This is a genomic window from Curvibacter sp. Hmag1.1 (assembly GCF_059769165.1).
Window position 1 is genome coordinate 36,494 of sequence record NZ_JBMBGX010000003.1, and the last position, 24,283, is coordinate 60,776.

The following is a 24,283-nucleotide window of genomic DNA, read 5'->3' on the forward strand; positions in this document are numbered from 1 at the left end:
TTCCTTTTCGTCTGGAAGCCAATATATGCAAACAGCCACTCTTCAATTTTCCCCTGCGTTGAGCCACGGCTTTGATGGCTTTATTGATTACCTGCGTGACCAGGACGCGGGGGCATCCACGCTTTCGCCCAAGCGATTCGGCGACGTGCTGAGCATCGATGTCCAGACACTTGCCACCCAGGCTCACGTTCACCGAAACACTATCAGTCGTGCTCCTGCGTCTGAGAGTGTCCAGAAATTCTTGCGGGAAGCCTTGCGCGTAATGCGAGCTGCTCATGATCTATCGGGCGATGTCGGTCGTGCCATTTTTTGGTATCGCAACGAACCATTGCCGCCGTTCGGCTACAAAACCGCTGAGCAATTGGTAACTGAAGGGCGCACCGAAGATGTACTGCGCTATGTAAGCTCGCTAGAAGCGGGTGCCGCAGGATGAAGTTGACCGCACTGACCGATGCCACGGCGTACCGGATGCATGTGCCGCGTTGGGCTGTAGCGCCAACCAGTGGGGCCGGTGCTGGAAAACATGGCGGGAGAGCAAACCGCCAGGGGGTTGAGGCGCTTTATCTGGCCATGGAAACTGCTACCGCCATTCACGAATACCAGCAGGTATCAACGCTTCTTCCACCCGGTACATTGACCAGCTACCAATTAACGGTAGGCCCGGTGGTTGATTTCACTCTCGGGTACAGCGCATCAGAATGGGAGCCTATTTGGGAGGACTTCTACTGCGACTGGCGGGAACTCTGGTTCAACCAGCGTATTGAGCCGCCGAGTTGGGTCATTGGAGACGTGGTGATCGCCTCTGGCGCGAAGGGCATTCTATTTCCATCACGCTTGGCAAAGGGTGGAACCAACCTTGTGATATTTAGCCAGATGCTGTCTTCGTCAGACAAATTAGAAGTTTTTGATCCGGGCAATGCACTGCCACAGACACAGGCGTCTTGGTCGTAGAGGTTCGCAAAACGGTGTACCGAAGTCGCATCGCCTGATAAAATATGCACATGTGCAATTCACCATGGCCAATTCGTGACGAATAGAGATAAGCTGGCAGCCTTGATCAAGCGGGCAAACATTACTCGCGCCGAGGCAGCTCAACACATCGCTGATGAAACCAAGCGCCCGTGCAGTTGGCGCACAGTGCAGGCGTGGCTGGCCGATCCTGAATTGGGTAGCTCCAGGGCATGCCCGGACTGGGCGATCACGGTCCTCACAGCGAGACTAAAGACCCTCGGCATAATTCATTGACACTGTGCACATGTGCATATATAATTGCAGTCATGGATTATTCAGCAAATCTCGCCCTATTTCTCCTGGAGAAGACCGGCACCGTCCTTGGTAATTGGGCTGGCAAATTGAGCGCCGTTGAACAGCGTTCTTTGTTTGGACAGTTTATTGGGAAGGGCTCCATCGTGATCAATGGGGAATCCGAGACCATCTGCAATCGCGTGAAGGTCTGTTTTGGCCTTGACTATGATGACCGTAACGTTCTTCAATGGAAGGCTTTATGACCCTTGTCGCTATTTCCGACGACGCGACTGCTGCGGCGCTTGACAACCGAACACTGCCGAATTTTCCCGCGCACATGCATCCGGCAGACCGTTTTGAGGCGACATTGCGTGTGGCCTGCGCTCACCTCGAAAAAGTGCTTAATGGTTGCCGCAGTCATGCCGAGCAACAGGCTGCTGACAAAGCGGCTCGCGAGTTTTTGAGTGGAGTCGAATTCACATGACGGTTCACTATGAAGAATTCACGTTATACGCCACAAATTGCAACTGCTGCGGGAAGCGGATGTTAGGAACTTCATACATTCGCAGTGGGGGTGATTCTGTCGGTGGCATATTTTTCAGCGCTGAATGCGCTGCCCGTGGGCCTGAGCGGTTGCTTGCAATGAAACAGACTATCGCAATCGAACTTCATCGCCGAGGCGTTGCCTTTTTGCCGAAGCAATGCATACGGAAACTATTGTCGACGTAAAGGAAATCATTGCCATGAAAATCAGAAACTTCTACCCGCGTCAAGTATTGCGAACCTTGCAAGGCGATCGCAAGCAGCTTGATGCTGGCCAACTCGCTGCTGTGAAATTTGCCGCTCGAAAAGGGCGGAAGTTGGGAATCTCATTGATGGTTGGCTCGACGGCAACAGCGGCAGATGTACTGGCTGCGACAAGCCGGGAATCGGCGCAAACCATCATCTCAAATGCCAACACCAGAATCATCCTCAAGGAAGCCGCCTAAGCGGCCTCCAAATCATTAAGGAACTCAACGTTTTGAGCAACCCGGATTTCAATGAAGATGAGCTACGCAAGGAAGCGTTTATCGCCGCCTTTCGACGTGGTGATCAATTCGCGACGGCGCGCTTGGCTTGTGAAGAATGGAAGGCTTGCCGAGTGCTTTGGGCTGCAAGCCCATTGCGTCACTTGGTTCTTGGTATTGCAATCGCGTTGATATTGCGCGTATTCAGAGAGGTTTGTAATGGGCCTCTCGTGATCGATCTGCTTGGATTGATTGCCTTACTGTGGTACGGCGGGAAAACCTTGTTGGCAATTCTTCTGCCTTCAAATAAGTAAAGGCAAGCATCAATGTCGAATCAGCTCATTAAAGAGTTTCTCTCAGCGGCAGATCGTGATGGCGTTCCCCACCTAAAAGGGGCTGTTGCACTAGCTCTTACTGATGAAGAAAAGAAGGCAGCATTGCGCTTCTGTGAGACGTGCGAAGACGGTGAGGGCTATGACGTTCCAAAACCGGTGATGAAGCGGTTAGCGGAACTGGGCCTGGTTGTTCATAAGGGCGGCGGCTGGTACGAAGGCACACCCATGTTGGCGCAATTGCAAACAGAGTCGCAGGACTCAAACTGAACTCAAGGAAAGCATGGAATCTCATCAATCAAAACCAACGTTTCTCACAGCTCTATTCAAGGGCTCAATGATTACACAGGGGTTGCGGCGGTATGTCTTTCCGTCCTTCAAATGTTGTACGGACTTGGGTGGTGCCTGTACTCGGTTAAGCCAAAGCATGATGCGGGTACGAGTCTCATGTTTGGTATGCCACTGAGTTACGCTGCTGACCAACCTACTCCAGCGACGGCGTGGCTTTTTGCCTCAGACTCACTGCCAATGTTGTGCGGCGTTGGACTGGTATTTTTATTGGTTCTCGCAGTGGCCGCTTTTGGTGTCTGCTGCTTGGCGCAGCTTGGAGGCTGGCTTCCCCCGCCGATGATCCGCAGGATACTTGATGGCGAGGTGGAGTCATGCTGAAGTCAAAACATCCATTTCAACTCATCATTCTTGCCGTCATTTTGGTCATTGCAGGTATATGTATCGGCGAGCTGCTTTGGTGGCATAACGCACGACAAAGCTATCCGCGTTGGCTCGTGAGCGCTGCGCCTGCAAATGCCAATGATCTGACCGCGCTATGGAAAGCATGCGGCAGTCCGCTGGAGGTGGAACCGGAAGGTACTGACATGGCCCTTGTGCGGTGCGGCACATACTGGCCAATGCGGTCAATCTGGCTGGTGCCAAAAGACTACGTGTCATCAACGCCGAAGCCATGACTGACCTGAATAATCTGTCCCCCACGGCGCTAAAGGCTGCAATGCAAGGTGGCACGGCTGCCTGGGGCCGGGTAGGCTCTGCAGCCGAACATGTCCGATATGCGGAACCCATCGTTCCAAAGTCCCGCAAGAAGTGCTGGTGTGGCTGCGAAGGCAAGCGTACACACAAGGGAATGGCCAATGGCGTATGTCTAACGACAGCTTGCCACATTGGAATTCTGCGGTGGGTAAAAACAGGTTCTGTGAAGGGAAGCGCCTGAATGGTCAAAAATCTAGCGCATGAACGGATTAGCGCTATCGGCTGGATCGCCATGGCAATCTTGTTGATGGTCAGTGTATGGTTGATCGTAATCTTCGTGAAAGATGGGGCAGACAACCCGGAGCAACGATGCGATCCGCGAGACCTGGCTGGAAATCCGGTGAATCTGCAGGAGGCCGCTGCGAATGGCGTCAGTGTCACAACCAAAGCTAATTGCTATACCCAGCCAGCCGAAAAATGACGAAAACAATGCGTGCATGCGATGCGGCTATTCAGGTTTTGAAGGAAACCAGCAACCCGTCCGTCATGTACGGTGATGAGGGTTTGTGTCACGAAATCGCTGAACGTCTTGGTTGGGAGCGTGGAGGCCCTTGGACAACGAAAAGGCTTTTAAACGCGCTATCTAAGACTCCAGGGAGGCTCATAAAAGGCTACTGTCAAATGCCTGATGATTGCTGTGCGCGTGGGCAAAGTGTTTTGCATTTCCAATTGCCACAACCAGAATTTGACTTTTTGATGCAGCAGCTCAACCAGGGCAAGAAGGCAGACTGGGCTCAGTTCGATCAGTTGGTTGGTTCGGGTAATCGGCAATGAGTCCAAAGAAGCCCAAAGAGATCGCTGTTGGGCGCACGTATCACATGTGGTCTCCATTTAAAGGAGGCCCAAGCGATCAGGTTGCTGTGGTGACTTCGATAGTTCAAACATCCAAGCGAACCCGAATCGTGCACGTCGATTGGCTTCTTCCTGGCCCCGCATGGAACGCCACTGGATATGGAGATTTTTTGAGCCGCGTGTATTGCGAAGTGTTACCTCAGTGAGATCCAAAGACTTGCGAATGACAAGCAAAACCGTGAACGTGGTTTGACCGCACTCAGGCTTTAGACGCACGCTTTTTGTACCGTCGCCCACTCAGGTACTGCTCCTGATTGACCGGCCCGGCCCATTGCCGGTTGACACCGAGCCGCACGAGCTCCGACCGGGCATCGAACGATGGCAGCACCATCTGCTCCGGCTCCCAATTGAAATGCGACAAAACCGCATCAAAGGCCACGGAGTGAACGCCACTCAGTTTGCGGATGGCCGTATTGGCGGGAGATGCCTGCAACCGCCTGGTTTCCACTACCCCAAAGACCACCCTGCGCAGAATGAAATGCCAATAGGACTCCTTCGATGAGTCCACCAGGTCAGACGACCGTGGATAGCGCTCCTTCATTTGGGCGATTGGGATCACCTTTGGCAGCAGGCCGCGCAACCTATCTTTGGTCACGCGCCGGGGTTTGCCATTTGCCTCGTACAGGCCATCCAGTCCGGCAGAGATGGCCTCCACAAACGCTGCATCCTGCTCAGCATAGCCTTCGACATCAACTGCTTGCGTGGGTTGCGCCTGAAGCGTCTGCAGCAACCAGGCCCGATCTTTCTGGTACAGCCAGTCTGCCGTGGCGTAGGACTTCTTCCAGAGGTCATTCAGTGTGAGCGTGGGCCACTGCGCTTGCAGGTGCCGAACCTTGTTGCGCATCGCCTGCAGCTTCGGGTTCGCTTCTTCCTGCGCGGTGTCCTTTTTGGGCACGCGGAGCTTGTCCACGGGCTCCCCGCTCTGGGCCAGCAGGGAGGCCTTGAAACTCTCGAAGTCACCGAACAGGTACATGGCCAAGATCACATGCCTGGTGAAGGGCAGTTCAAGTTGCCCTTCAAGAAGGCTCAATCGCAACCACCACCGGAGCTGGCCAGCCCGGTAGGCAGCATCAGTGGAGGTCAGAAATTCCTCGCCAAACTCAGTCTGCAGTGCCTCCAGCACGGCAGCCCAAGAAATCGATGTCTTGCGCACCAAGCCGTGGGCAGCTATCTTTTGACGGTAGGCCCGGATCAACTGCCCCGGCTTGAGCGGCGGTAAATTGGATTCGAGCAGCTTGGCCGCGAACTCTGCATAGCGCACTTCGAGGTCCTTGGCCTTAACCGGACTGGCGTGCTCCGCTGGTCGCCATCCACACGGGCAATTTGACCAAGGCAGGGACAACAGGTGTTGAGCACGCGCAAAGGGACGGCGGCATACCGGGCATCCCTGCAGCAATGGCCTTTGGTGCCGCCAGCAGGCCTGCACACCGGGGAGTTGATGCCCACGGTGCCAGTACCCCGTACCGCGACCAGAAACATCCTCCCGTAAGCATTCAACGCACAGGCTGTGTCCATCGAACATCCTTGCGGCTCGCTGCGGTAGGCGGCCCAGTCCGCTGTAATGCTGGCCAAGTGGGATTTCTTGCCTTGCTGGGTCGGCTTCCGTCCCCAGGAATGGGGAGAATGCGGGCAAAAGGGTGTTTTCCTGCACAAGGGCCTGCATCACCAGCTCAGGATCTCCGGGCAACCTGGCCACCAACGAACCGAGCGCTTGGGCCGGTAGAACGAAGTCCAGCACCACGCGCTTGCCAAACAGTTCCTGGTCCGTCACCGCCTTGATCGCGTTGCCGGACAGCAGGTGATACCGCGACACCCTCGACAGAAAGGTTTCATCTGGGTGGGACTCAGGGAAGAATGGCAGAACTGGGGGCATCAAAAGACGGAGTTGCAGGGCTTGCGAATATGCACATGTGCATCTATAATCAGCCCAACGGCTTGTTGCAAACCTTGTGTCAATCTTTTTTGTCTCACGTTTGGCGGCAAGTTCTGCAAATTGAGGTGCTTGTGTCGAACTTTATTATGGGGCGCTAGTATGAAAATTGGTAGTGCCCAGAGGGAAGCATGTGTCAAACTATTTTGTCGGTCAACAAAAGAGCGATGCATTACCAGTCCATCTCTTTAAAACTTTGGCCATTGGGCGAGCGTCTAATTTCACTACTGTTATCAACACTCATTTGCGTGTTTTCATGTGTTGCATTATTTTTTGAATCGGCAATTGTTGGGCAACTGATATTTGCAGCTATTGCGATGGCGTCAGCGTCGACCATTCGTGAAGACGCTGCCTATTCGTTGGATGCCATTAAACAGTGGGTGTTGCCAAATGAAACGAATCACGTAGGCTGAAACATCAAGGAAATCATGTCAACTATCCACTTCCCACAGTCGGAGCCCTTGTACACGCCATCTACCACCGTTGCCTTTGAGGCGGTGGTGGACGGCGTTTTGATATCAAGTGAAATCTCAGCCGAGGCACTTCAAGATCATTTTGGAGCAACCACGCAGGCCGGTACCGAGCTGATTCGTGCCTTCAAAGCCAACCGTACAGCAATTGAAGCAGTTGCGCGAGTCAAATTGCCAGTGCGGATTGCAGCGGGCAGAGGCTTGCTTTTGTCAGCGGACTTTTAGGAAACCTATGACTACGAAAAAAAATTCTGGCGCACAACAACACAAGGTGCAAACAAACTGAAAGAGCCGTCATGCGCTGGAATCAAGCTGAATGCCCGAATTGTGCTGTTCGTCTACAAACTCGCGTTCGCGGGATGGGCGTACCGGGAGGTAAAGAAAGAGAAGATGGTTTTTGCCCAATTTGTAGAGTGTTGGTTATCTCAGAGGTAACAGATGGGTTTGTTGATGTTGAGTTGGTCTCAACTGGAGGCCTCCAAATTACGAATGCATTTACCGGGCAGGCCCTTCAAAAAACACCTAGCGGCATCTCTCTCGAAAAAGCCACATTTTCGGGCATCGACGCTATCGCAAAATTTACTAAATTGTACTTGCCTGACGCGGTGATGCATGTAGACCTTCCGACCAAGTTATAGAGACTCCATCATAAATGAACGAAGGAAATCATCACATGGTTCAAATTGAGCACACTGGAGAGGAAGTGTCACTGGATACTCTCCACGACATAACTGACGTCTTGATGGGAGCGATCCATAAGGCATTTGACGGAAAGGTCGTTGACGCGGCGGCGTTGAGTGCAGCTTTCATCCTGAACGGCTTGGCAGTAATGGAGGACGCCAAGATGAGCTACCCAAAAGAACGGGCTATTGACTTCATTCGCGGTGTCAACATGAGTGACATTCACCCTTATACGCCGGCACACCACTGACCAAGGAAACCTTCATGAAACAACAGGCCTATGATTTCTTTTTTAAAGCATTAAAGTACAAGCTGATTGCAGTTATGCACCAGCTGGACGCCCAAGACCCGTCAACCGAAAAATACGACCAGCTAATCAATGATCAAATTCGATTGCAAGGGCTACTTGCGTCTCTGGATGATATTGCGAACGCTATTTAATAAAGGATTTCATATATGAACACCCGAACTTTTGTTGCAAAAGACGATTCGTACTTGGACCGAAATTCACCATGGCTTTACCCAGCAGTAATGACATTTATCATCGTTACGGCACCGCTATTATTAGGGAAGGTGTTTTATGTGCAAACCCTGTTGCCCAGCTCATTTATCTTGGCATTTGCAATTCTTGGTAGTGTTTTGACGGGCTTTCGTAGCATACAGGTAGATACGGTGTCCTCGAAAGTGGTGCGATTCATCAGCGCTGCGGTTATCACTGGATCGGCTTTTGTATTGATCTTGCGCTAAGCCGAGGAAAGCACACAGATGCAGAATAAAGTTCTATTGCAGAAAATGCGCAAACAATTTTGGCGGATACATGCGCCTCTAACTTTGTTGAGTGCGATTATTGGATGGTCGGTTTATTACGTCGTTTTTGGCAATTCCTGGCTTACGTGGGTCGCTTCAACTATTCCAATACTCGGCAGCATTGCGTACATTTATCCCCATTTGACAAAGAATTAAAACGCAACGATTTAACGTATGCACCGCAGAGAGTGCAATGTTTGCTGTGTGAATCGTCCGTTGATATAGCTATAGAGTTTCAACAGCACGCAATAGTGCCCACTCTTCAAGCACTACATAAAGTCTCAGCACTTTCAAGGCTTTATCTCTGTCTCTCCTTGATAAGGTTACGTGCTGGCAAGCTAATTCCAGTCGTTTGCATAACGCCTGAAGATTTTTTTGCTGGGCAAGCAATTTCGGGCTCATTGATGCATTGGGAGCATGCTGGATACAAGATTTGTACCGAATTAAAGCCTTGTACATCGCGAAGACGATTGCAAGCGCTTCAGAGTTGCCCGACTTCACCCTTTGCTTTATCAACCTGTCCTGAGTTAACAGCATCCTCTGATGTAAGTGTCGGTCAATCAATGCCCATTTCAGCACTTCCACGCCGATTCGCACCTTGATGCCCCAATTCCGGCGTGGTCTGTTCCGTTCCGTAGCAGTCCCATGTCGAAAGCAAGAAATTCTCAGCTTTCTCACGTTGGACTTTCCTCCAGTATTTCGCGCGACTTGATGTCACTAACATTGTATTTTTGGGTACAAATCGGCTGAATTCAACTTTATCAGTTTGATCAAACTCGCACCAGCAATAGTTTCTGGTTACTTGGAGGTTCTATGCGGAAATGGCAATATATGCTGGGGGACGATACATATGTCGATCGGTAGACTCGCTGCTTGTCTTCTGACACTGTTTGTACTGCTCCTGGTTGTCAATTCCGGAGCTTGGCCAAGCATTCAAAACTTCATTGTGGATGCAATTGTGAGATCTGAAAGTTGAACATCGATATTTACGCTATCACGCCGGTTGGGCTTATTGAACTAGTGCGCGTCGAGCGACGTGTGCGGATAGCAGGATGGTCTATCACTGCGGATGACAATACTTTGTGGGTCAGCAACCCGTACGGCCTCGATGTCGGGTACTACGCTAGTGACGAGGTCGGTTGCAGGGCAATCCTTCAACGGATTGCTAAAGCTGAAGCTGATGAAACTCTACAAAAAGAGTGGGGGCATTTGTAGCATCCGCACCTTGACCCCAATCGCCCCCTTCGGGGTATGCGCATCCGCGCGCTCAATGGGGACAAGCTGAAGAGGGCCTGTAGCCGGCCCCCCGCAAGCGGGACCCCCGCGGCTTCCTTTCAATAAATTGAAATTTAAAGACCAGTTGCCTTTAGTCCGTTTTCCGGTCTATAATTAACACGTGTAATTCAATTGCACCTCCGAGCCAGTCGGTTACTGGATGGTCTACACGGACCCGCTTACATGGAGTTACTCATGGAAAATCCAAACAGAAAACTTGTCACCCTGGATGACGGCACTGTATTTGAAGTGGAATCCATCCGTTTATTCGGCTCTGATTAAGTCAACATGGCAATAGCCTTCAACGAAGCCATACGACAAAAAAGCAAACGCGCTACTTCCATCCGCACAAGCCATGGCCGAGTCGCGTGAAACCCGTGTTTAATTTTTGGGTATCCGGATTCAATGACCTTTGATGGTTCAGTTGCGCATTTTGGCACTTTTGGGTTCCGTGCCTTGCAACCGCTGGTGCACCGTCGCTATGGGACCCAATGCGTTGAGCGGCTAGCCGCCGCCAGGGGCTGTTTTACAGGGCGCGAAAGAGACGTTGATGGATCTTCAACTCCTTAGCTCGCGTCGATTGCGTTGGGTGCCTATGGACCTTTGTCACCATGGGGGCAATCGCCCCCATACCCCGAACCAGATACACCCTTCATCACAACCAGACCAACATAACAAATAGAATGCGCACACTGCCCACTTCGAACCACCCCGACCCTGTTGAATATCTCAGTCAGTCCTTTACGGAGATGTTCGTTTTACCAGTCAGAGGTATGCCGATCTACGGAACCGACATGAGTCACAGTACCTTGTTTAACGAGAACCACATCCGCTATGAAGTGGCGCTGCAGATCCTGGGTGCAAGCATTGCCGAGCAATTCGCAATAGAGGGTGACACCAGCAATACTCCAGAGACCATACTCATGGCCAGCATGTTGCTCAAAAGCCTTTGGCGTCTGCGAAACGATTTGAGTCCGGACGACCGCCAGGGTATCGATGGGATCATTCTGAAATACGGGCGACCACAGCAGGCAGGCGCAAGCTCCGACTTGTAGACCCCGGCTTGGCTATGGCGAAAGAAGAAGTTTCAGGGCTGACCGCTGCGTTGAAGGCCTCGACCAGGTACACACGACTTGTTGGACATGTCCCCGATCCGGTTGCCCGGGACATACTGGGCTCACGCAGTCTGGTTGCGCTCGAAAAGAAGCTTACTGATCTGGGGATTCGCGGCTTAACCCCCTTAAATGGTGGCGCATCTTCTGTCGTTCTGCAGGCCGGGGATAAGGTTGTTCGAATTGGCGTGGGAGAGGATACGACACGGCCAAGTATTCCAGAGATGCTGCAACCAGAAACGCATGGTGGTGTTGGACATCTGCGCTACGAGGTTCTTCCCATGGTGCAAACCAGCGGAATTTCCCAGGCAGATGTCGCTGCAGTAGCGGCTTCGTTGAAGGCGCAAGGCTATGAATGGAGCGATGCCGCAACCGACAACCTCGGCCGGATGCAAGGCAAGCTTGTGATCATCGATCCCGGGGGGGTACAGCGGACCCGGCCACAACAGCTGGACACCGATTTGGACAGAATATATCGGGCTATCGAAAAAATGGAGATCGGTACTACTGTCCAGCAAGCGGCCCCACGGGCTATTTTTCTTGGTGGGCAACCAGGATCTGGAAAATCAGTCCTCGCCGGTATGGCCCATCGAGAATTCAAGGATGCTGGCGGTGCGGTCCACATCGATGCTGACCGCATGCGCGAGCAAAACCCGCAGTACAACATTCTCAGCAGGATAGACCCTAAAAGCGCTGCCGACAGCACGCACAGCCTTGCAGTCGAATGGGCAGTCCGGTTGCGTGACAGCGCTATCGAGAACCGTCGCAACCTCATCATCGATGGAACTCTACGCAGCGCCGATAACTTGCGCTCAATCGCACAGCAGCTCACGGCCAACGGCTACAAAACAGAGGCGCGCGTGCTTGCCGTCAACCCAGTGATCTCAATGATAAGGGCGCAACTGCGCTTTGAAACCGAAATGGCGGCCAGGGGCGTGGGGCGCTTCGTCAATGCCGAACAGCATGACAAGGCCTATGCTGGAGTCGTTGATTCGGTAGTGGCAATTGAGAAACTCAAACTGGTGGACTCCATCAAGGTCTTCAATGCAATGCATACGGTGATCTACCAAAACAGGCAAGTCAATGCGCAATGGGAACGTGCCCCTAAAGCCTCTGATGCGTTAACAACGGAAAGAAATCGTCCGCTGAGCCATTCCGAGAGCGTCCAATACTTAAACGCGCTTACGACAATCAAAGACTATGCCGTACAGCGAGTAGGCGTCGATGCTGGACAGGTTACGAACATTGACACCAGACTCGCGCAGGCTCGGCTCGCTGTGGAACAGACGGCGATGGCACTCCAAAGAACCGCGGGCACTGTTCAGCAGAAGGAAAAAGGCTTTGGACGTGGACTTTGAGCGAACGGCGTCAGCGCAAAGAGCCGTTTAAAAAAAGATTTGCAATGAACCGGATTCCGGTTTATAATTTGCACATGTATCCAATGCTAGGTGCATCCGAGCCAGTCGGTTACTGGATAGCCCTTTTGGGCGCCACTTACATGGAGTTCCCATGCCTGATAACGTTCGTAGTTCAGTCATTTTGGAAGATGGCTGCATATTTGCAGTTGAAACCTTGGGGCCATCAGATGGGCTCCATCAAAACGCAGCTCTTGTTGTCAATGGAGTCATTCTCGAAAAAGCAAATGCCTTACTTCCAATCGCTCAAGCAATGGCCAAAGCGCGTGCCAATCGAGTGAGCTTCTTCAGAGCTACAGATAAAAGCTTGGCTCTTGAAAATAGTTCCACTTATTTGAGAGCTCACAAGGCGGCACAACAAGCACAACACTTTGTGTCTGTTTTGTCGCTTCTGTCGCAGGGTCTTTGCTGCGACGACTGTTTAGTTGTCACGGTGGTTATGTGGCGCGAGATCCTTGAATTCTTCAAACAAGATGCTAGTACCGGCAGCATCCCAGCTATTGAAGGATAAGGCCCATGAGTGCACATTCCCTTTACTACGCAGAATTGCATGCCACCCGGCCACCAACAAAGAAGAAAATACTGGGTTCTCGCTTTGCTCGGACTGCCTGCATAACCGTACTCGCATTTATTCTTGGTTGGATTTTGCGAGGAGCGATATGAATCTAAACTTCGGTTGCTATTACGTGCCAACAACGAATTTATTTGGCCAATATGGCTTTAACCGAGGCGGTCTACGACCGTATTTTGATGATCAAAAAATCAACGATCAACCAGGGGGTCGCTCTTGAGGAACGAGAAAAAAGAGATCTATCCACGGAACAAATGGCAGAGATCCTGGGTATTGAGGGTCCCAATGCTATGCAGATTGTTAGGGAGTTCGAAACCGGACATCGTCCAGTAAAAGGTTCAGTGCTGCGCGTTTATGAATTCCTAAATCGCAGCAGCTGGGCTGCAACACGGCTATTGGAGATTCCACGGTGGACGGTAGTTAACCAAGGCCCTGGTCGTGCGTGCACCATTCATCACAATGAGTGGCCACGTTTTGTGGGACGTGCGTTTGATGTTGAGCTGCATCCGGAGCAATGGCGGTTCAAGAAAACAGATATGCCGGTATTTTTGATGGATGAACGCACTGGCTATCGCCAGTTGGTGATTGCCTGGATCGATCATGTTCCCGAGGCGTTTGACCCGGAGGACTTGTTGGAAGAAGGCCTGAGACACTTGGAGCAGCAGATCTTGGAGAAGACGGATGAGCGTTGAAACAAAGTTCGTGGGTGACCCGAGGGCGTTGCGCGCCTGGCAAGAACGAATGGGATTTACCTATGACACAGCTGCGGCTGCCCTAGGTATGGCGCGTTCTTCGTACTCCGCCATGATTGCAGACAATGTAAACAATCCACGTCACAAATCTCGTATAGATCTGCGAACAGCGTTGGCCTGTGCAGCCATCGAGCGCGGCATTCGGCCCTGGAATGAAAAATAGATTTATTACTGCAGGGAAAGAAGATACATGCAACGACCACTGTATTTCGGAATGATCTATGTTCTTGGGGGCTTTCGGTTGGGTTGTCTGCCCCTTTGCTGCCATGGTATTCACGTTGATAGTGGACATATGGGTTGGGAGGCCTCATGAAGCCTAAAGCTATGCTCACTGTTAAACGGCGCAGGACGCCTATGGTGGCAGTCATCGTTTCTTACAGTGAGGTTTCCGGGAGGCAAGGTGTTATCCTGGCGGCGGAGCCACTGCCGGATAACTTTTCGATGTCGGACCTTGAGGCTGCTGCCAGACGGCTTGTGCCGCAGGTAACGACACATGACGTGATTCTGCCGACAGGCATTAATGTTTAATCAAGAGAATCAGAAAACGGCATTGCCTGCTCCGTTGCAATTCGGAAGGTCATAAGTTTCACATAGCACTCGCGGCCACGACTATCGGCCCTGAAATGGTTGGTACGGCACCAATCTAAAAATTTATCAGGATCTATCTCAACGCGGATGACCTCTCGACCTTCCTCGATGATCTGATCGCATACGCTATGTGTTGAGGCGAGCCAGTCAGCATATTGAACGGGCAATTTGTGTCCATCAAGGAAGGTCCTGCGGATTCTCTCGTATTGCTCTGCACGATACCAAGCTACTCCGGCCTTCTTTTTAGGCGTTTTCATACGTGATAGTCCAATTCTTGGGGCAGGAGTATTTGTTTTGTCCGCTGTTGGGATAGAGAACTTACCTCGTCACTCGGGCTTAGTTAGATAGCTTCACCTTGGATCAGCACAAGGCATCGCTAGTGCATTGGGTCACAGTCGGTAGGAGAAACACAACAATCCAATCCAATCAAGTGAATAGGATGATGTTTTCCTCGGCGAAAGGCTGTTAATCCCGACGCGGCTATTCGCACTATCCTCTCTGGTTACGTATATGTAATGCCAGCTCACAAATGCTTATGCTATTTGCAACTGGGTGAACACACTAGGTGAGCGCGTCCTAAAATTTTCCGAGTGGTCATGTCGGATTGAGCGCTTCTTTTGCCGCATAAAAAACAAGTTCTCGAAGCATCGCTGAAGGACTGTGGTGCAGTAAACGGCGAGCCAGTCTTTGCTTTGTGTTTAAAGCGCAAACCATCACCTGAAACCTCTGATTTTTTGGCTTGAGTCATGAATGAATTTTACCGCTCGCTCCACTCCATGCGTACCTTTTTACTTTTAGTGGGTGGTGTCTCCGCTGATAAATCTATCACGAGCACATAACAGTTACAGCGCATCGCATGTTTTGTGTCGGCGTGCGCCAGGGTATACCGAAGAACGATTGGTCGTTCGACATTCATAGATTTAATCCACTCCATCGCCACTTCTTAGGTTCGCTATCAAATTTTATTGTTTTACCTTTTGTTTCTCTAGGAACATTTAGAGCGATTCTGTTTGAAGTTTTATATTAAAAGCAATGTTCCGTTATTTGGGAGAGCTATATGAAAATCGACGTTTGGTCCTGTCTTCTGGTCTGTCTTGGCGTTGCCCCATCGATTGCTTTTGCTCAGACCGTGCCGTCTGATGCTGTTTACGTATCTTCTTCTCCTGCGTGCATCTACGCCGGTGAGTCGTACAGTGAAGGTGCTGTATTGCCTCAAGGGAAATTCACCATGGTTTGCATGGTCCGCGGTGGCATTCAAGTTCTAGAGTTCGATAAAAAGGCGCCCCCTCGTGAGCTTGTTTGGGAATCTCTGGGTTCAGCTCGGTTAGAGCGTTTTCGTAAAGAAAATCAGCTTGGCGACAAGTAGCAGTGCATCTCCTCTTCGGGGCCGGGCTCTGGTGCTGCGCATCGAGCCTGCGCTGCGCTTGTCTCGCCCCTTGCGGGCTAACGATCTGGCTTCGCCACCCTTCGGGCCTGACGCCTTCGCGCCTGGCGGCGCTGCACGCTGACGCTTGCGGTGGATGCGGGGGCAATGACAGACGGGTGCAAAGCACCCGTAGGGCAGGGGAGGGAACGGGCGTTGCCCGTAGCGTGGCTAACTGCCACGCTGGCTTGTCTTTCAGAGCGCGGAAGAGGCGCAACTGGAGTGCTGGGGGAATAGCACGTGGGTGGAATGAATGGAAGGCATGGACCGTGGCCATCATGGGGGCCACGGCCCCCATACCCCCTAGAGATACACCACCGAAATCGACGTAATTTTGTTTGGATACGTTGCAAATAATGCTTGCATATAGACCGGAAACCGGACTATAATATGGGCATGTAATCGGCAGCGATTACGTCCGAGCCGGTCGGTTACCGGATGGCCTTTCAGGCCGCAATATGAAAGCTACATATGAAAGCTACAGTGAGTCAGCAAACAGCAGACATTGCCAATGCAATGGTTATGCCGCAAGTCCGCAACTCAATTTTTGTTCCCCTGAACAAGCTCGTACTGGCAGAAGATCAGGTTCGTAAAACACCACCTACTGAGCAGGGCATCAGTGAAATGGCCGCGATGCTCTTGGCGCAAGGGCAACTCCATGCATTGCAGGTGTCCCATGATCGTGACACTGGTTTGTACGCGGTGCATGCCGGTGGTCGACGCTTGCGTGGCTTCCAAAAGCTGGCATCTGACGGAAAAATCATGCCGGATTTTCCAGTGGAGTGCAAAGAGGTGGATGACCAGGACGCCACTGCAATCGGCTTGACAGAAAACATCAGTCAGGAAGCCATGCATCCAGCGGATCAATTTGAGGCCTTCAAAACTTTGACGGATCAAGGACGAAGCATCGACAGTATTGCCACCCAATTTGGTGTCACTCCGTTGCATGTACAACGTCGGCTCAAGCTCGCCAGTCTCGCCCCAGCTTTGATGGTGTTGTACCGCAAGGGTGAAATCCAACTTGACCAGGTCATGGCCTTGGTTCAACTGGATGATCAAACGCGTCAAGTGGCGCTGTGGAAAGGACTGTCGACCCACAACCGCAGTGCGAGCACGATTCGCCGATTGATCGCCCAAGACGAGGTGCCAGCGAGTGATCCCCGTGTGAAGGTTGTCGGTTTGACGACGTATTTGAATGCCGGTGGCGGTATCCGTGCAGACTTGTTTGCAGAAAAGAATGAGCGTTTTCTGACAGACCCCTTGTTGCTGGAAATGCTGGTGGGGGAAGCGTTTGAAGTCCATGCGGCAGAACTGCGTGAACAAGGATTGCGCTTTATCGATGTCCATGCGGAGTGGACTTACACGGAACGCCAGTTGTATTTCACGTTACCTGCGGTGACTCTGCCGGAGTCTCCGATTCATAAGGCGAAGCGAATGACCTTGGAAGCTGAGCAAGAGGCGTTGGAAGCGCAATTCGACGCTTGTGATGATGATTCAGAACTTGAGGAACTGCAGACAAAAATTGATGCTGTGGACGAGAAGCTCGCAGCACTGTCAGGCGAACTGGTGAGTTCGGCTGGGCACGACAAAGACCTGATCGGTGTGGTGTTGACGCTCGAGGACGGAAAGATCAAGCGAATCGAAAACCAAGCGCGAGTCTCTGAGCGTAAACAAATAATGGCTGAGATTGCGGCGCGTCAAAAAAGACATCAGGAAATAGATGGCGGATCTGACGCTGGCGGCAAGCCCACTGAAGAACCTGCAGGTGATGAAACGCATGTAAAGAATGACGCCACTATCCCCGAGCGACTGATGATGAATCTGACTGCTCAGCGTACAGCCGCCATTCAGGCCTGCATGATCACCAACCAGAAAGTGGCATTGGCAGCATTGGCGCACCGTTTGGCAATGGCAGCCTTTAATGATTATCTCGGAGGCGATGAGGCCATAAAGATCAGCCGCGTTAACGCGTGGCATTCGCTTGAGAAAGCTTCGCCTACTGTCGGAACCAGCCGAGCAGCCGGGGTGATGGGAGATGAACGTACCCGGTGGGAGTCCTTACTGCCCCAAGACAAAAAAGTATGGTTGCAATGGTTCATTGATCAGCCTCTGGAGACATCGCTCTCGATGTTGGTCTTCAGTACTGCCGAAACAGTGAACGCTGTGCGAGGTCGACACGAGGGCCGTGATGTAGGAGCGGCTCTGGCGAAGGGGCTCGATCTGGATATGAAAACATGGTGGGAACCCACTCCCGAGAACTATTTGGATCTGGTACCTAAAGCCAAGCTCGTTGAAGCGGTTACGGAGGCCAAGGGTCCTGATTGGGCCAAAGACTTGCCTAAGATGAAGAAGCAGGAGGCCGTGGCCTTCGCCGCCGAAGCACTGGCAGGTACAGGATGGTTGCCAAATCCATTGCGGGATTGATAAAATTTGCACGCCAGCTCCAACCTGGCATGTGAAGCGTCTTTCATACGCTTCGCTCCTCCCTTTAAGCCCTGATCTTCAAAAGTCAGGGCTTTTTTCTTGATTTTTTTCGCATCGAGTGTTACATGAACCGATCTGACATTGTCGCTAGCCTCGCAGAACGATTCCCGCAACTCTTGCTCAAAGACGTCGAACATGCGACCGATGTCATTCTGGAGGCGATAGGCGCCGCTGCAGCACGCAGACACCGCGTAGAGTTGCGTGGATTCGGGACATTCAAGATTCGGGAGCATCTCGCTCGCACAGGTCGCAATCCACGCACCGGTGCGGCTGTTCGTGTGCCGCCTAGAAGTTCAATCCATTTCAAACCAGGCAAGGCACTGCGTGCTGCCGTGGAGTTGGCCAGCTCGCAAATTGATTGAAGGCCTTGCCTTCAAGGGATGGTGCTGTGCGCTTGCGCGCATGCGCTGTGCAATGACTTTGGCTGATCGCCAAAGTTGTTCAGGTATGCGCCCTGTGTCTCCGCCACCGGCGCAGGTGTGATGTTTGTAGTACTCCGCCGAGAGCGCACCCCCGAATTGTCCCCATCCCTTTGCGGGCACGGCGCGTGGCCGACAAAACGGAGTTTAGTCGGCCTACCGGTGCGCATGGTTCCACCACGCGCGTCACGTCGATGCGCGGCGCTCGGAATTGGATGGCATGGCCATCATTACCAATTCCTTTCGACGCTCAACGCCATGTCACCGGCGCCTCAGGGGACTTTCGCGGCATAAAGCCGCTCCTGTCGTCCCCAGACTCACGTCTTTGGGGCCCCACTCGCTTTTTATTCCACGGTTTCCCCGTCCCTGAAGGGCTGGGGCTACTCCGGGGGTGCGCTCAATCACTTCCCGCCGGCAGCGGGCGCACGGTGGACACGCCTTAAGGCTCCGCCGCAGGCATCTCAGGAGTTGTTATGTTCAATCAAATTCATCTAGGCGACTGTTGCGAACTCATGCAGGCCTTACCGGCCGCGTCCGTTGATTTCATTCTCACCGACCCGCCTTATCTGGTGAACTATGAAGACCGCAGCGGCCGCAGCCTTGCGGGTGACCGATCCGGCGAATGGCTCAGACCGGCTTTCAGACAGATGTTTCGTGCTCTCAAACCTGACACCCTTTGTGTGTCGTTTTATGGATGGAGCAAAACCGATGAGTTTTATGCAGCTTGGAAGGCCGCGGGTTTCCGGGTCGTCGGACACATCACCTTCCCAAAACGCTACACCAGCAGCACCAGACTGATGCGCTATCAACACGAAAACGCATATTTGTTGGCCAAGGGAAGTCCAGTGCCCCCCGCGCACATTATTGGTGATGTGGTGGATTGGACCTATAGCGGCAACAAGCTACATCCCACTCAAAAGCCTCTGTCCGTACTCACCCCGCTGATTGAAAGTTTTTGTCCGCGTGGTGGCGTGGTGATGGACCCATTCAGCGGGTCAGCGTCCACGCTACTGGCTGCGCGCGCAGCTGGACGCCAGTACTTGGGCATGGAGATTGAACCTCATATGCACCGTATTGGCTCCCAACGGATGCAAGCCTACGAAAACCGCCTAGCTTCGATCTTCGATTCTTCTCGACCGGCTGCAAACCACACGACAGAGTCCCAAGCGCTTGCTGCATGAAAGTACCCCGAACTATGAACAACACAATTTCCACCAAAGAGGTACTGCAACGCATCCGAGAACTGGCCGACGCCTATGGCCGTTTTTACGAACGGTACAGCGGTCGGTGCATGTTCGGCGAGCACTGCGTTGGTGTGGTCACAGATCGCCCCCACAGTGTCATCAACGACACTTTGCGATGCGCTATAGAGGGTCACCGAACCGATTCCATGGGACGTGACACGATTGTGTATTGGCCGCATATTCAGATGAGTGTCGCGCCGACGTCAGAGCCTTTGCTACCTACATCGGCAGAAAGGGCGAACAGCTATCTCACTGACTATCTGCGCGGCTATGGCCGCGGAAATCTAGATCGCTTACGCGCTATCAGCCAACGCAATCAATGGGCTGCGCACGCAGGTGCGGTGCTGGACAAGCGACAGTACAAGTTTCTCGAAGCGCTCGATGATGCAGTTCTTTTGGAAATCGAGACCGGGGGCATCGATGTGCGCGTCATTGCCGCTTGCGTAGTTGCTGACCTACAAGCCCTAGAGAATGAGGGAGGTAACCATGAATGAAAATCTCGCCATTTTTCACGATATGCTCTTGCTTCGCGTGAGCTTCGCACCGCGAATCATGCACATCGCAGGGCAAGCAATGACCGTGCATGAACTGGGGCGCTCCTTGCCGTTTGCGCGTAAGCCTGTAAATCTATCGGACTTCGCATGCGGTGCGCCGCAGCGGGTATTTGTGCATCGGCATCACCCTCTCAACCCATGTGAATTCGATGAGTTCGCCAACCATTTGACGCGCGCGCGCCACTGGCTGGACGGCACAGCTTTCGCCGTCCCTTATCCACGGGCCAGGGCCTGTGTCATGGTGACATCGCCAGAGAGACCGGTGCTTTTTGTGGACAGCGAGGGCCATGACTACGCCCGATATGTAGCGAGGTTTGGATGAACCTCAAATCACAACACCCGTGCCGATCGGCGCTTTGGGATAGATTGACAGATGTGCAACGCAAGCAGCTCACTGCGATCGCGCTGGACACTTTCCAGCTTGAAACTCTGGACACGCGCTTTAGCGATCGTTTGGACTTTGCGGAAGTGTCCGTCTGTAGCATTCGTGAGGCGATGGCCCGTGCGTTTCTAGTTTCGCGGCGTACTCATGAAACTTAGGTGAATGGCAGGGCATGGGCCCTGCCTGGTGCCAAGGTTCTGGATGGCTGCGGGTTGACTCGTGCGCGCTTCGCGCGAGGGCTTTTGTCAGCCTTGCGAGGTTTCGCAAGGTGATCGGTGTGACTGGCTCAAAAAGGGGAGTGTTCGCAGCACCCCGGCTTTCGGCCTTCGGCCTGTATCGCCAGGTGCTGCTCACACACCCCTTTGCCGCATGGCTTATCTCCGCAGCGAGCAAAGGCTCCGCCATTGCAACCGCGGGTATGACACTGCTAGAGCGCTTTGCGCTATGGCTTTAGTCAGAGCGTGCCATCGGCACGCTAATTGGGTATTGCACCTTCGGCACTCCACTGTGTGGGTGGAGGCTCTTGCTGTCTTTCCGAGCGTACCGGATCGTTCTCGAATTCAAGCGGCTTTCGCGGCATAAACGGATGCTCCCCGCATGGCGGGTCCGCTCCATTTATTCCACGCTCCACTTGATTTCTGCGCTGCGATCCGGTGCTCTGGCGGTGAGCAATTTCGCTCAGTGTCTGGAGCGTTTTATGAAGAGAATTTCTTTCGATTACCCGGCCTTTAAGGCGGCAGTGCGCACTGCCGGTGCCTTGGTTGCCGGCAACGGGTTTGTTCAATTGGTGACTGGCGGCTCGATGTCTACGGTTCTGGAGTTGATCATCAGCGGCGCGATCGTTATAGTGATCACGTGCGTCAATTGGTGAAATGGAGGCCTTATGTTGGATCACTACCTTGTTTTGGGCGGGTTTATCGCTGTTGCAGTTCTGGCCACCGTTTTGCGGAACACGCTCGGTAAAGATCAGCCCGATCGACCTGACGCGACATTGCTCTGATCGCAGAGCAATTCCTAGTAGCCGGCTTAAGCCGGCTTTTCTTTGGGCGCTCAATAAGGGTGATTGAGGCTTGCGGGGGCTTTGCTGGGCTTCGCCTCCCGCAACCTTCACCCTTAGCCGCGGGGCTTATCCCAGAAGTCTATTGATTGGGCGCTTTGCGCAGAATCAGGGAACGATTCCTGAGCAAGGTAGTGCTTACGCACTGCCTTGCTTTTGGCGACTAGCGCTTCGCGCAGGACTTTCACGGCCCAATCGGGGCAGGGCCGTGAATGCGGGCTATCCGGGTTATTGAGCCATGTTCGCACGGTGCGCACTGAGCAGGGTCTTTGTGTGTGCTCGCAGATGAGCGCAGCGCTTTCTGCCTGAGAAATTCGATACTCGGCTAACAATGCCTTGTATGTTTCTCTATTGTTTAACATGGCGAGTAACCTTTGTTTCCACCATTACACGCATGTTGCCTTCAGCCGGAACTTCCATGACCTTGCGAATGCTTTGGTTGATCGCTTTGTGAATGTGATTGACGTAACCGTACCGCGAAGGGTTCACGCTGAAATGGAAGACGGTGGCAAAGGTCGTGATGACTACCATGCTCAGTATGAACCGTTGCATGCTGCTAACGATTTGTTCAGGGTTAGCTTCGCGAAATTGCTTCACCATTTCGACGGCGCTTTGTCCGTCGAACATAAACATAACCACGAAGATCGCGACGAAAGCTATGGTGGTGAGAAATGCAATTCTACTGACTGCGTTACTGGCGCTATACAGTATGTTAAGTGCTTGCTTCAAGTAAAGAGTAACGTCCCTTTTTTTCACCTTCACTAAAGCGTGATACAGGTCTGTCGGGATGGAGCCGACCTCGATTTCATTGACGTAAACACGGGCTACTTTTCCGAATTCTTTTTGATCTGTCGTGTTTTCCATGGCTGTTCCTTTCGGTGTGCTGTCTTTTGAATAGGCACAAGCGCCTATGTTTGGATGATAGGCACAAATGCCGCTGTTGTCAAAGTTGTGGGTTATTAGGTGGTGCTGCTGTTCCTGGTGCTGCAGGAGGCCTTGTGCGTCTCCCCTTCGGGGCCGGGCTCTGGTGCTGCGCATCGAGCCTGCGCTGAGCTTGTCTCGCCCCTTACGGGCTAACGATCTGGCTTCGCCACCCTTCGGGCCTGACGCCTTCGCGCCTGGCGGCGCTGCGCGCTGACGCTTGCGGTGGATGCGGGGGCAATGACAGACGGGTGCAAAGCACCCGTAGGGCAGGGGAGGGAACGGGCGTTGCCCGTAGCGTGGCTAATCGCCACGCTGGCTTGTTTTTCAGAGCGCGAAAGAGGCGCAACTGGAGTGATGGGGGAATAGCACGCGGGTGGAATGAATGGAAGGCATAGACCATGGCCATCATGGGGGCCACGGCCCCCATACCCCCTAGAGATACACCACCGAAATCGACGTAATTTTGTTTGGATACGTTGCAAATAATGCTTGCATATAGACCGGAAACCGGACTATAATATGGGCATGTAATCGGCAGCGATTACGTCCGAGCCGGTCGGTTACCGGATGGCCTTTCAGGCCGCTCACATGGAGAAAAAACCATGCACTTGTCAGCTACCACGCAACGCGCCACCGCAGCGCAAGCCATTACTTTGAGTGATGGCGAGACGATCGACATGCAAGCATTCGACGCTTGTATCCAGCAGAAACCAAGCGGCAATTACCACAACGGACCGAGTGCCGCCGCTGTCTGGTTTTCCGGCCAGACCGCCAGCGTTTAAGTAGCCCAGGCCCGCGCAATGCGGGCCCCATCAGTACCACCACGAAAGATGTTTATGTTGCTTGCAAGCCGTTTTCGCAATGCTTCCTCGTTCCGTTCCGATTCCCCATTGAACGATGACCAAATCCGCTGCGTTGCCCCTTCTATCTTCGCTCAAGAAGCCCACGGCAGCCGCTCCCACCGCTACACCTATATTCCAACTATCGACGTACTCAATGGTCTGCGCAAGGAGGGGTTCCAGCCTTTCATGGTCTGCCAGACACGTTGCCGCGATGAAGGAAAGAAAGAGCACACCAAACACATGATGCGATTGCGTCATGCCAGCCAAATCAAGGCCGCAGAAGCCAATGAAATCGTGCTTCTGAACAGCCACGACGGCAGCAGCGCCTATCAAATGCTCGCCGGCGTTTTCCGGTTTGTGTGTGCCAATGGAATGGTTTTTGGAGACACTACCAACGATGTCCGCATGCGCCATTCCGGCAATATTGTGGACAACGTGATTGAAGGCGCGTTTCGCGTGCTCGATGACTTCGAGCTGGTGGACCAGAGCCGCGATGGTATGAAAGCCCTGACCCTCAATGACGGCGAACAAAATGCATTCGCACGCGCCGCGCTGGCGATCAAGTACGACACAGAAAGCGCCCCTGCGCCGGTTACAGAGTCGCAGGTGCTGCGCCCCCGCCGTACCGCAGACACCTCCGCTGATCTTTGGACTACCTTTAACCGCGTTCAGGAGAACGTGGTGCGCGGTGGTCTCATGGCCCGTACTGCCCAAGGTCGCCGAACAACAACCCGTGAGGTTAAAGGGATTGACCAAAATATCAAACTGAACCGCGCTTTGTGGGTGCTGGCCGAGGAGATGCGCAAACTCAAAGCCTAATGAATGACGCAACCCGACCCCGCAGTCCCGCGGATCGGGTATTAGCTCTACGCC

At 52.9% G+C, this 24,283-nt stretch carries 35 protein-coding genes; 31 read left to right on the forward strand and 4 right to left on the reverse strand.

The genetic code is table 11. The features are described 5' to 3' along the window. Positions 1–25 precede the first annotated feature (25 nt). The 10 genes from ACOAP0_RS19385 (at position 26) to ACOAP0_RS19430 (ending at position 4,402) form a co-directional block, all read left to right on the forward strand. On the forward strand, positions 26–433 hold the full coding sequence (locus tag ACOAP0_RS19385; RefSeq protein ID WP_498374674.1) for a DUF2384 domain-containing protein: 408 nt from the start codon (positions 26–28) through the stop codon (positions 431–433). Beyond that, entirely contained in the window at positions 430–951 is a 522-nt protein-coding gene (locus ACOAP0_RS19390; RefSeq protein ID WP_498374673.1) for an RES family NAD+ phosphorylase, read from the forward strand. Before ACOAP0_RS19385 ends, ACOAP0_RS19390 begins: the two co-directional genes overlap by 4 nt. A gap of 326 nt (positions 952–1,277) precedes the next feature. Continuing rightward, a complete protein-coding gene (locus ACOAP0_RS19395; protein WP_498374672.1) occupies positions 1,278–1,508 on the forward strand; it encodes a hypothetical protein in 231 nt (76 codons plus the stop codon). After that, positions 1,493–1,729, forward strand: a complete 237-nt coding sequence (locus tag ACOAP0_RS19400; RefSeq protein WP_498374671.1) for a hypothetical protein — start codon at positions 1,493–1,495, stop codon at positions 1,727–1,729. The genes ACOAP0_RS19395 and ACOAP0_RS19400 overlap by 16 nt, the downstream gene beginning before the upstream one ends. Positions 1,730–1,988: 259 nt before the next feature. Then, positions 1,989–2,234 (forward strand): hypothetical protein, encoded by a 246-nt coding sequence (locus ACOAP0_RS19405; protein WP_498374670.1) that lies wholly within the window; start codon positions 1,989–1,991, stop codon positions 2,232–2,234. Between the two features lie 32 nt (positions 2,235–2,266). Further along, positions 2,267–2,566: a hypothetical protein gene (locus ACOAP0_RS19410; protein WP_498374669.1), complete on the forward strand. Its 300-nt coding sequence runs from the start codon at positions 2,267–2,269 to the stop codon at positions 2,564–2,566. Positions 2,567–2,578: 12 nt separating this feature from the next. Further along, complete coding sequence (locus tag ACOAP0_RS19415) at positions 2,579–2,854, forward strand: hypothetical protein (RefSeq protein WP_498374668.1); 276 nt, start codon at positions 2,579–2,581, stop codon at positions 2,852–2,854. Positions 2,855–3,246: 392 nt separating this feature from the next. After that, complete coding sequence (locus ACOAP0_RS19420) at positions 3,247–3,549, forward strand: hypothetical protein (RefSeq protein ID WP_498374667.1); 303 nt, start codon at positions 3,247–3,249, stop codon at positions 3,547–3,549. Between the two features lie 260 nt (positions 3,550–3,809). Beyond that, a complete protein-coding gene (locus ACOAP0_RS19425; RefSeq protein WP_498374666.1) occupies positions 3,810–4,049 on the forward strand; it encodes a hypothetical protein in 240 nt (79 codons plus the stop codon). Continuing rightward, a complete protein-coding gene (locus ACOAP0_RS19430) occupies positions 4,046–4,402 on the forward strand; it encodes a hypothetical protein (RefSeq protein WP_498374665.1) in 357 nt (118 codons plus the stop codon). Before ACOAP0_RS19425 ends, ACOAP0_RS19430 begins: the two co-directional genes overlap by 4 nt. Before the next feature lie 277 nt (positions 4,403–4,679). Here the strand turns inward: ACOAP0_RS19430 and ACOAP0_RS19435 are convergent, their stop codons facing one another. Next, complete coding sequence (locus ACOAP0_RS19435; RefSeq protein ID WP_498374664.1) at positions 4,680–6,353, reverse strand: TniQ family protein; 1,674 nt, start codon at positions 6,351–6,353, stop codon at positions 4,680–4,682. Between the two features lie 188 nt (positions 6,354–6,541). On the opposite strand from ACOAP0_RS19435, the gene ACOAP0_RS19440 reads away from it, so the two are divergent. The 6 genes from ACOAP0_RS19440 (at position 6,542) to ACOAP0_RS19465 (ending at position 8,308) form a co-directional block, all read left to right on the forward strand. Next, positions 6,542–6,823, forward strand: a complete 282-nt coding sequence (locus tag ACOAP0_RS19440; RefSeq protein WP_498374663.1) for a hypothetical protein — start codon at positions 6,542–6,544, stop codon at positions 6,821–6,823. A gap of 15 nt (positions 6,824–6,838) precedes the next feature. Continuing rightward, entirely contained in the window at positions 6,839–7,105 is a 267-nt protein-coding gene (locus ACOAP0_RS19445; protein ID WP_498374662.1) for a DUF1488 family protein, read from the forward strand. Between the two features lie 71 nt (positions 7,106–7,176). After that, the gene (locus tag ACOAP0_RS19450) at positions 7,177–7,518 is read left to right on the forward strand and encodes a hypothetical protein (RefSeq protein ID WP_498374661.1); all 342 of its coding nucleotides are present in this window, start codon (positions 7,177–7,179) and stop codon (positions 7,516–7,518) included. A 14-nt stretch (positions 7,519–7,532) separates the two neighbouring features. Beyond that, positions 7,533–7,811, forward strand: a complete 279-nt coding sequence (locus ACOAP0_RS19455) for a hypothetical protein (protein ID WP_498391532.1) — start codon at positions 7,533–7,535, stop codon at positions 7,809–7,811. A gap of 14 nt (positions 7,812–7,825) precedes the next feature. Continuing rightward, entirely contained in the window at positions 7,826–8,002 is a 177-nt protein-coding gene (locus ACOAP0_RS19460) for a hypothetical protein (protein ID WP_498374659.1), read from the forward strand. A gap of 15 nt (positions 8,003–8,017) precedes the next feature. Then, on the forward strand, positions 8,018–8,308 hold the full coding sequence (locus ACOAP0_RS19465) for a hypothetical protein (RefSeq protein WP_498374658.1): 291 nt from the start codon (positions 8,018–8,020) through the stop codon (positions 8,306–8,308). A gap of 285 nt (positions 8,309–8,593) precedes the next feature. Here the strand turns inward: ACOAP0_RS19465 and ACOAP0_RS19470 are convergent, their stop codons facing one another. After that, a complete protein-coding gene (locus ACOAP0_RS19470; protein WP_498374657.1) occupies positions 8,594–8,953 on the reverse strand; it encodes a hypothetical protein in 360 nt (119 codons plus the stop codon). A gap of 1,484 nt (positions 8,954–10,437) precedes the next feature. On the opposite strand from ACOAP0_RS19470, the gene ACOAP0_RS19475 reads away from it, so the two are divergent. The 5 genes from ACOAP0_RS19475 (at position 10,438) to ACOAP0_RS19495 (ending at position 13,656) form a co-directional block, all read left to right on the forward strand. Continuing rightward, positions 10,438–10,698 carry a hypothetical protein gene (locus tag ACOAP0_RS19475; protein WP_498374656.1) on the forward strand — a complete coding sequence of 87 codons (261 nt, stop codon included), beginning with the start codon at positions 10,438–10,440 and terminating at the stop codon, positions 10,696–10,698. 14 nt (positions 10,699–10,712) lie between these two features. Further along, positions 10,713–12,113: a zeta toxin family protein gene (locus ACOAP0_RS19480; protein ID WP_498374655.1), complete on the forward strand. Its 1,401-nt coding sequence runs from the start codon at positions 10,713–10,715 to the stop codon at positions 12,111–12,113. 151 nt (positions 12,114–12,264) lie between these two features. Beyond that, a complete protein-coding gene (locus ACOAP0_RS19485) occupies positions 12,265–12,681 on the forward strand; it encodes a hypothetical protein (RefSeq protein WP_498374654.1) in 417 nt (138 codons plus the stop codon). Between the two features lie 203 nt (positions 12,682–12,884). Next, positions 12,885–13,433, forward strand: a complete 549-nt coding sequence (locus tag ACOAP0_RS19490) for a hypothetical protein (protein ID WP_498374653.1) — start codon at positions 12,885–12,887, stop codon at positions 13,431–13,433. Next, positions 13,423–13,656: a hypothetical protein gene (locus tag ACOAP0_RS19495; protein WP_498374652.1), complete on the forward strand. Its 234-nt coding sequence runs from the start codon at positions 13,423–13,425 to the stop codon at positions 13,654–13,656. The genes ACOAP0_RS19490 and ACOAP0_RS19495 overlap by 11 nt, the downstream gene beginning before the upstream one ends. A gap of 361 nt (positions 13,657–14,017) precedes the next feature. Here ACOAP0_RS19495 and ACOAP0_RS19500 read toward each other — a convergent pair whose 3' ends face one another. Then, entirely contained in the window at positions 14,018–14,338 is a 321-nt protein-coding gene (locus ACOAP0_RS19500) for a hypothetical protein (protein WP_498374651.1), read from the reverse strand. Between the two features lie 800 nt (positions 14,339–15,138). On the opposite strand from ACOAP0_RS19500, the gene ACOAP0_RS19505 reads away from it, so the two are divergent. From ACOAP0_RS19505 to ACOAP0_RS19540, 8 genes are all read left to right on the forward strand, one after another. After that, the gene (locus tag ACOAP0_RS19505; RefSeq protein WP_498374650.1) at positions 15,139–15,447 is read left to right on the forward strand and encodes a DUF1496 domain-containing protein; all 309 of its coding nucleotides are present in this window, start codon (positions 15,139–15,141) and stop codon (positions 15,445–15,447) included. Positions 15,448–15,975: 528 nt separating this feature from the next. Continuing rightward, a complete protein-coding gene (locus ACOAP0_RS19510; protein ID WP_498374649.1) occupies positions 15,976–17,928 on the forward strand; it encodes a ParB/RepB/Spo0J family partition protein in 1,953 nt (650 codons plus the stop codon). A 125-nt stretch (positions 17,929–18,053) separates the two neighbouring features. Continuing rightward, the gene (locus tag ACOAP0_RS19515) at positions 18,054–18,350 is read left to right on the forward strand and encodes an HU family DNA-binding protein (protein ID WP_498374648.1); all 297 of its coding nucleotides are present in this window, start codon (positions 18,054–18,056) and stop codon (positions 18,348–18,350) included. Between the two features lie 530 nt (positions 18,351–18,880). Then, a complete protein-coding gene (locus tag ACOAP0_RS19520) occupies positions 18,881–19,588 on the forward strand; it encodes a DNA methyltransferase (RefSeq protein WP_498374647.1) in 708 nt (235 codons plus the stop codon). Between the two features lie 14 nt (positions 19,589–19,602). After that, positions 19,603–20,145, forward strand: a complete 543-nt coding sequence (locus ACOAP0_RS19525) for a hypothetical protein (RefSeq protein WP_498374646.1) — start codon at positions 19,603–19,605, stop codon at positions 20,143–20,145. Continuing rightward, on the forward strand, positions 20,138–20,527 hold the full coding sequence (locus ACOAP0_RS19530; RefSeq protein WP_498374645.1) for a hypothetical protein: 390 nt from the start codon (positions 20,138–20,140) through the stop codon (positions 20,525–20,527). The genes ACOAP0_RS19525 and ACOAP0_RS19530 overlap by 8 nt, the downstream gene beginning before the upstream one ends. After that, complete coding sequence (locus ACOAP0_RS19535; RefSeq protein ID WP_498374644.1) at positions 20,524–20,745, forward strand: DUF6900 domain-containing protein; 222 nt, start codon at positions 20,524–20,526, stop codon at positions 20,743–20,745. Before ACOAP0_RS19530 ends, ACOAP0_RS19535 begins: the two co-directional genes overlap by 4 nt. Before the next feature lie 473 nt (positions 20,746–21,218). Beyond that, positions 21,219–21,458, forward strand: coding sequence for a hypothetical protein (locus ACOAP0_RS19540; protein ID WP_498374643.1), 240 nt, complete (start codon positions 21,219–21,221; stop codon positions 21,456–21,458). 534 nt (positions 21,459–21,992) lie between these two features. On the opposite strand, the gene ACOAP0_RS19545 is transcribed toward ACOAP0_RS19540, so the two are convergent. Continuing rightward, a complete protein-coding gene (locus tag ACOAP0_RS19545) occupies positions 21,993–22,508 on the reverse strand; it encodes a hypothetical protein (protein WP_498374642.1) in 516 nt (171 codons plus the stop codon). 662 nt (positions 22,509–23,170) lie between these two features. Between ACOAP0_RS19545 and ACOAP0_RS19550 the strand changes: the two genes are divergently transcribed. Together ACOAP0_RS19550 and ACOAP0_RS19555 are read left to right on the forward strand one after the other, a co-directional pair. Next, positions 23,171–23,350, forward strand: a complete 180-nt coding sequence (locus tag ACOAP0_RS19550; protein ID WP_498374641.1) for a hypothetical protein — start codon at positions 23,171–23,173, stop codon at positions 23,348–23,350. Between the two features lie 54 nt (positions 23,351–23,404). Continuing rightward, positions 23,405–24,229, forward strand: coding sequence for a DUF932 domain-containing protein (locus ACOAP0_RS19555; protein WP_498374640.1), 825 nt, complete (start codon positions 23,405–23,407; stop codon positions 24,227–24,229). Positions 24,230–24,283: the final 54 nt, after the last annotated feature.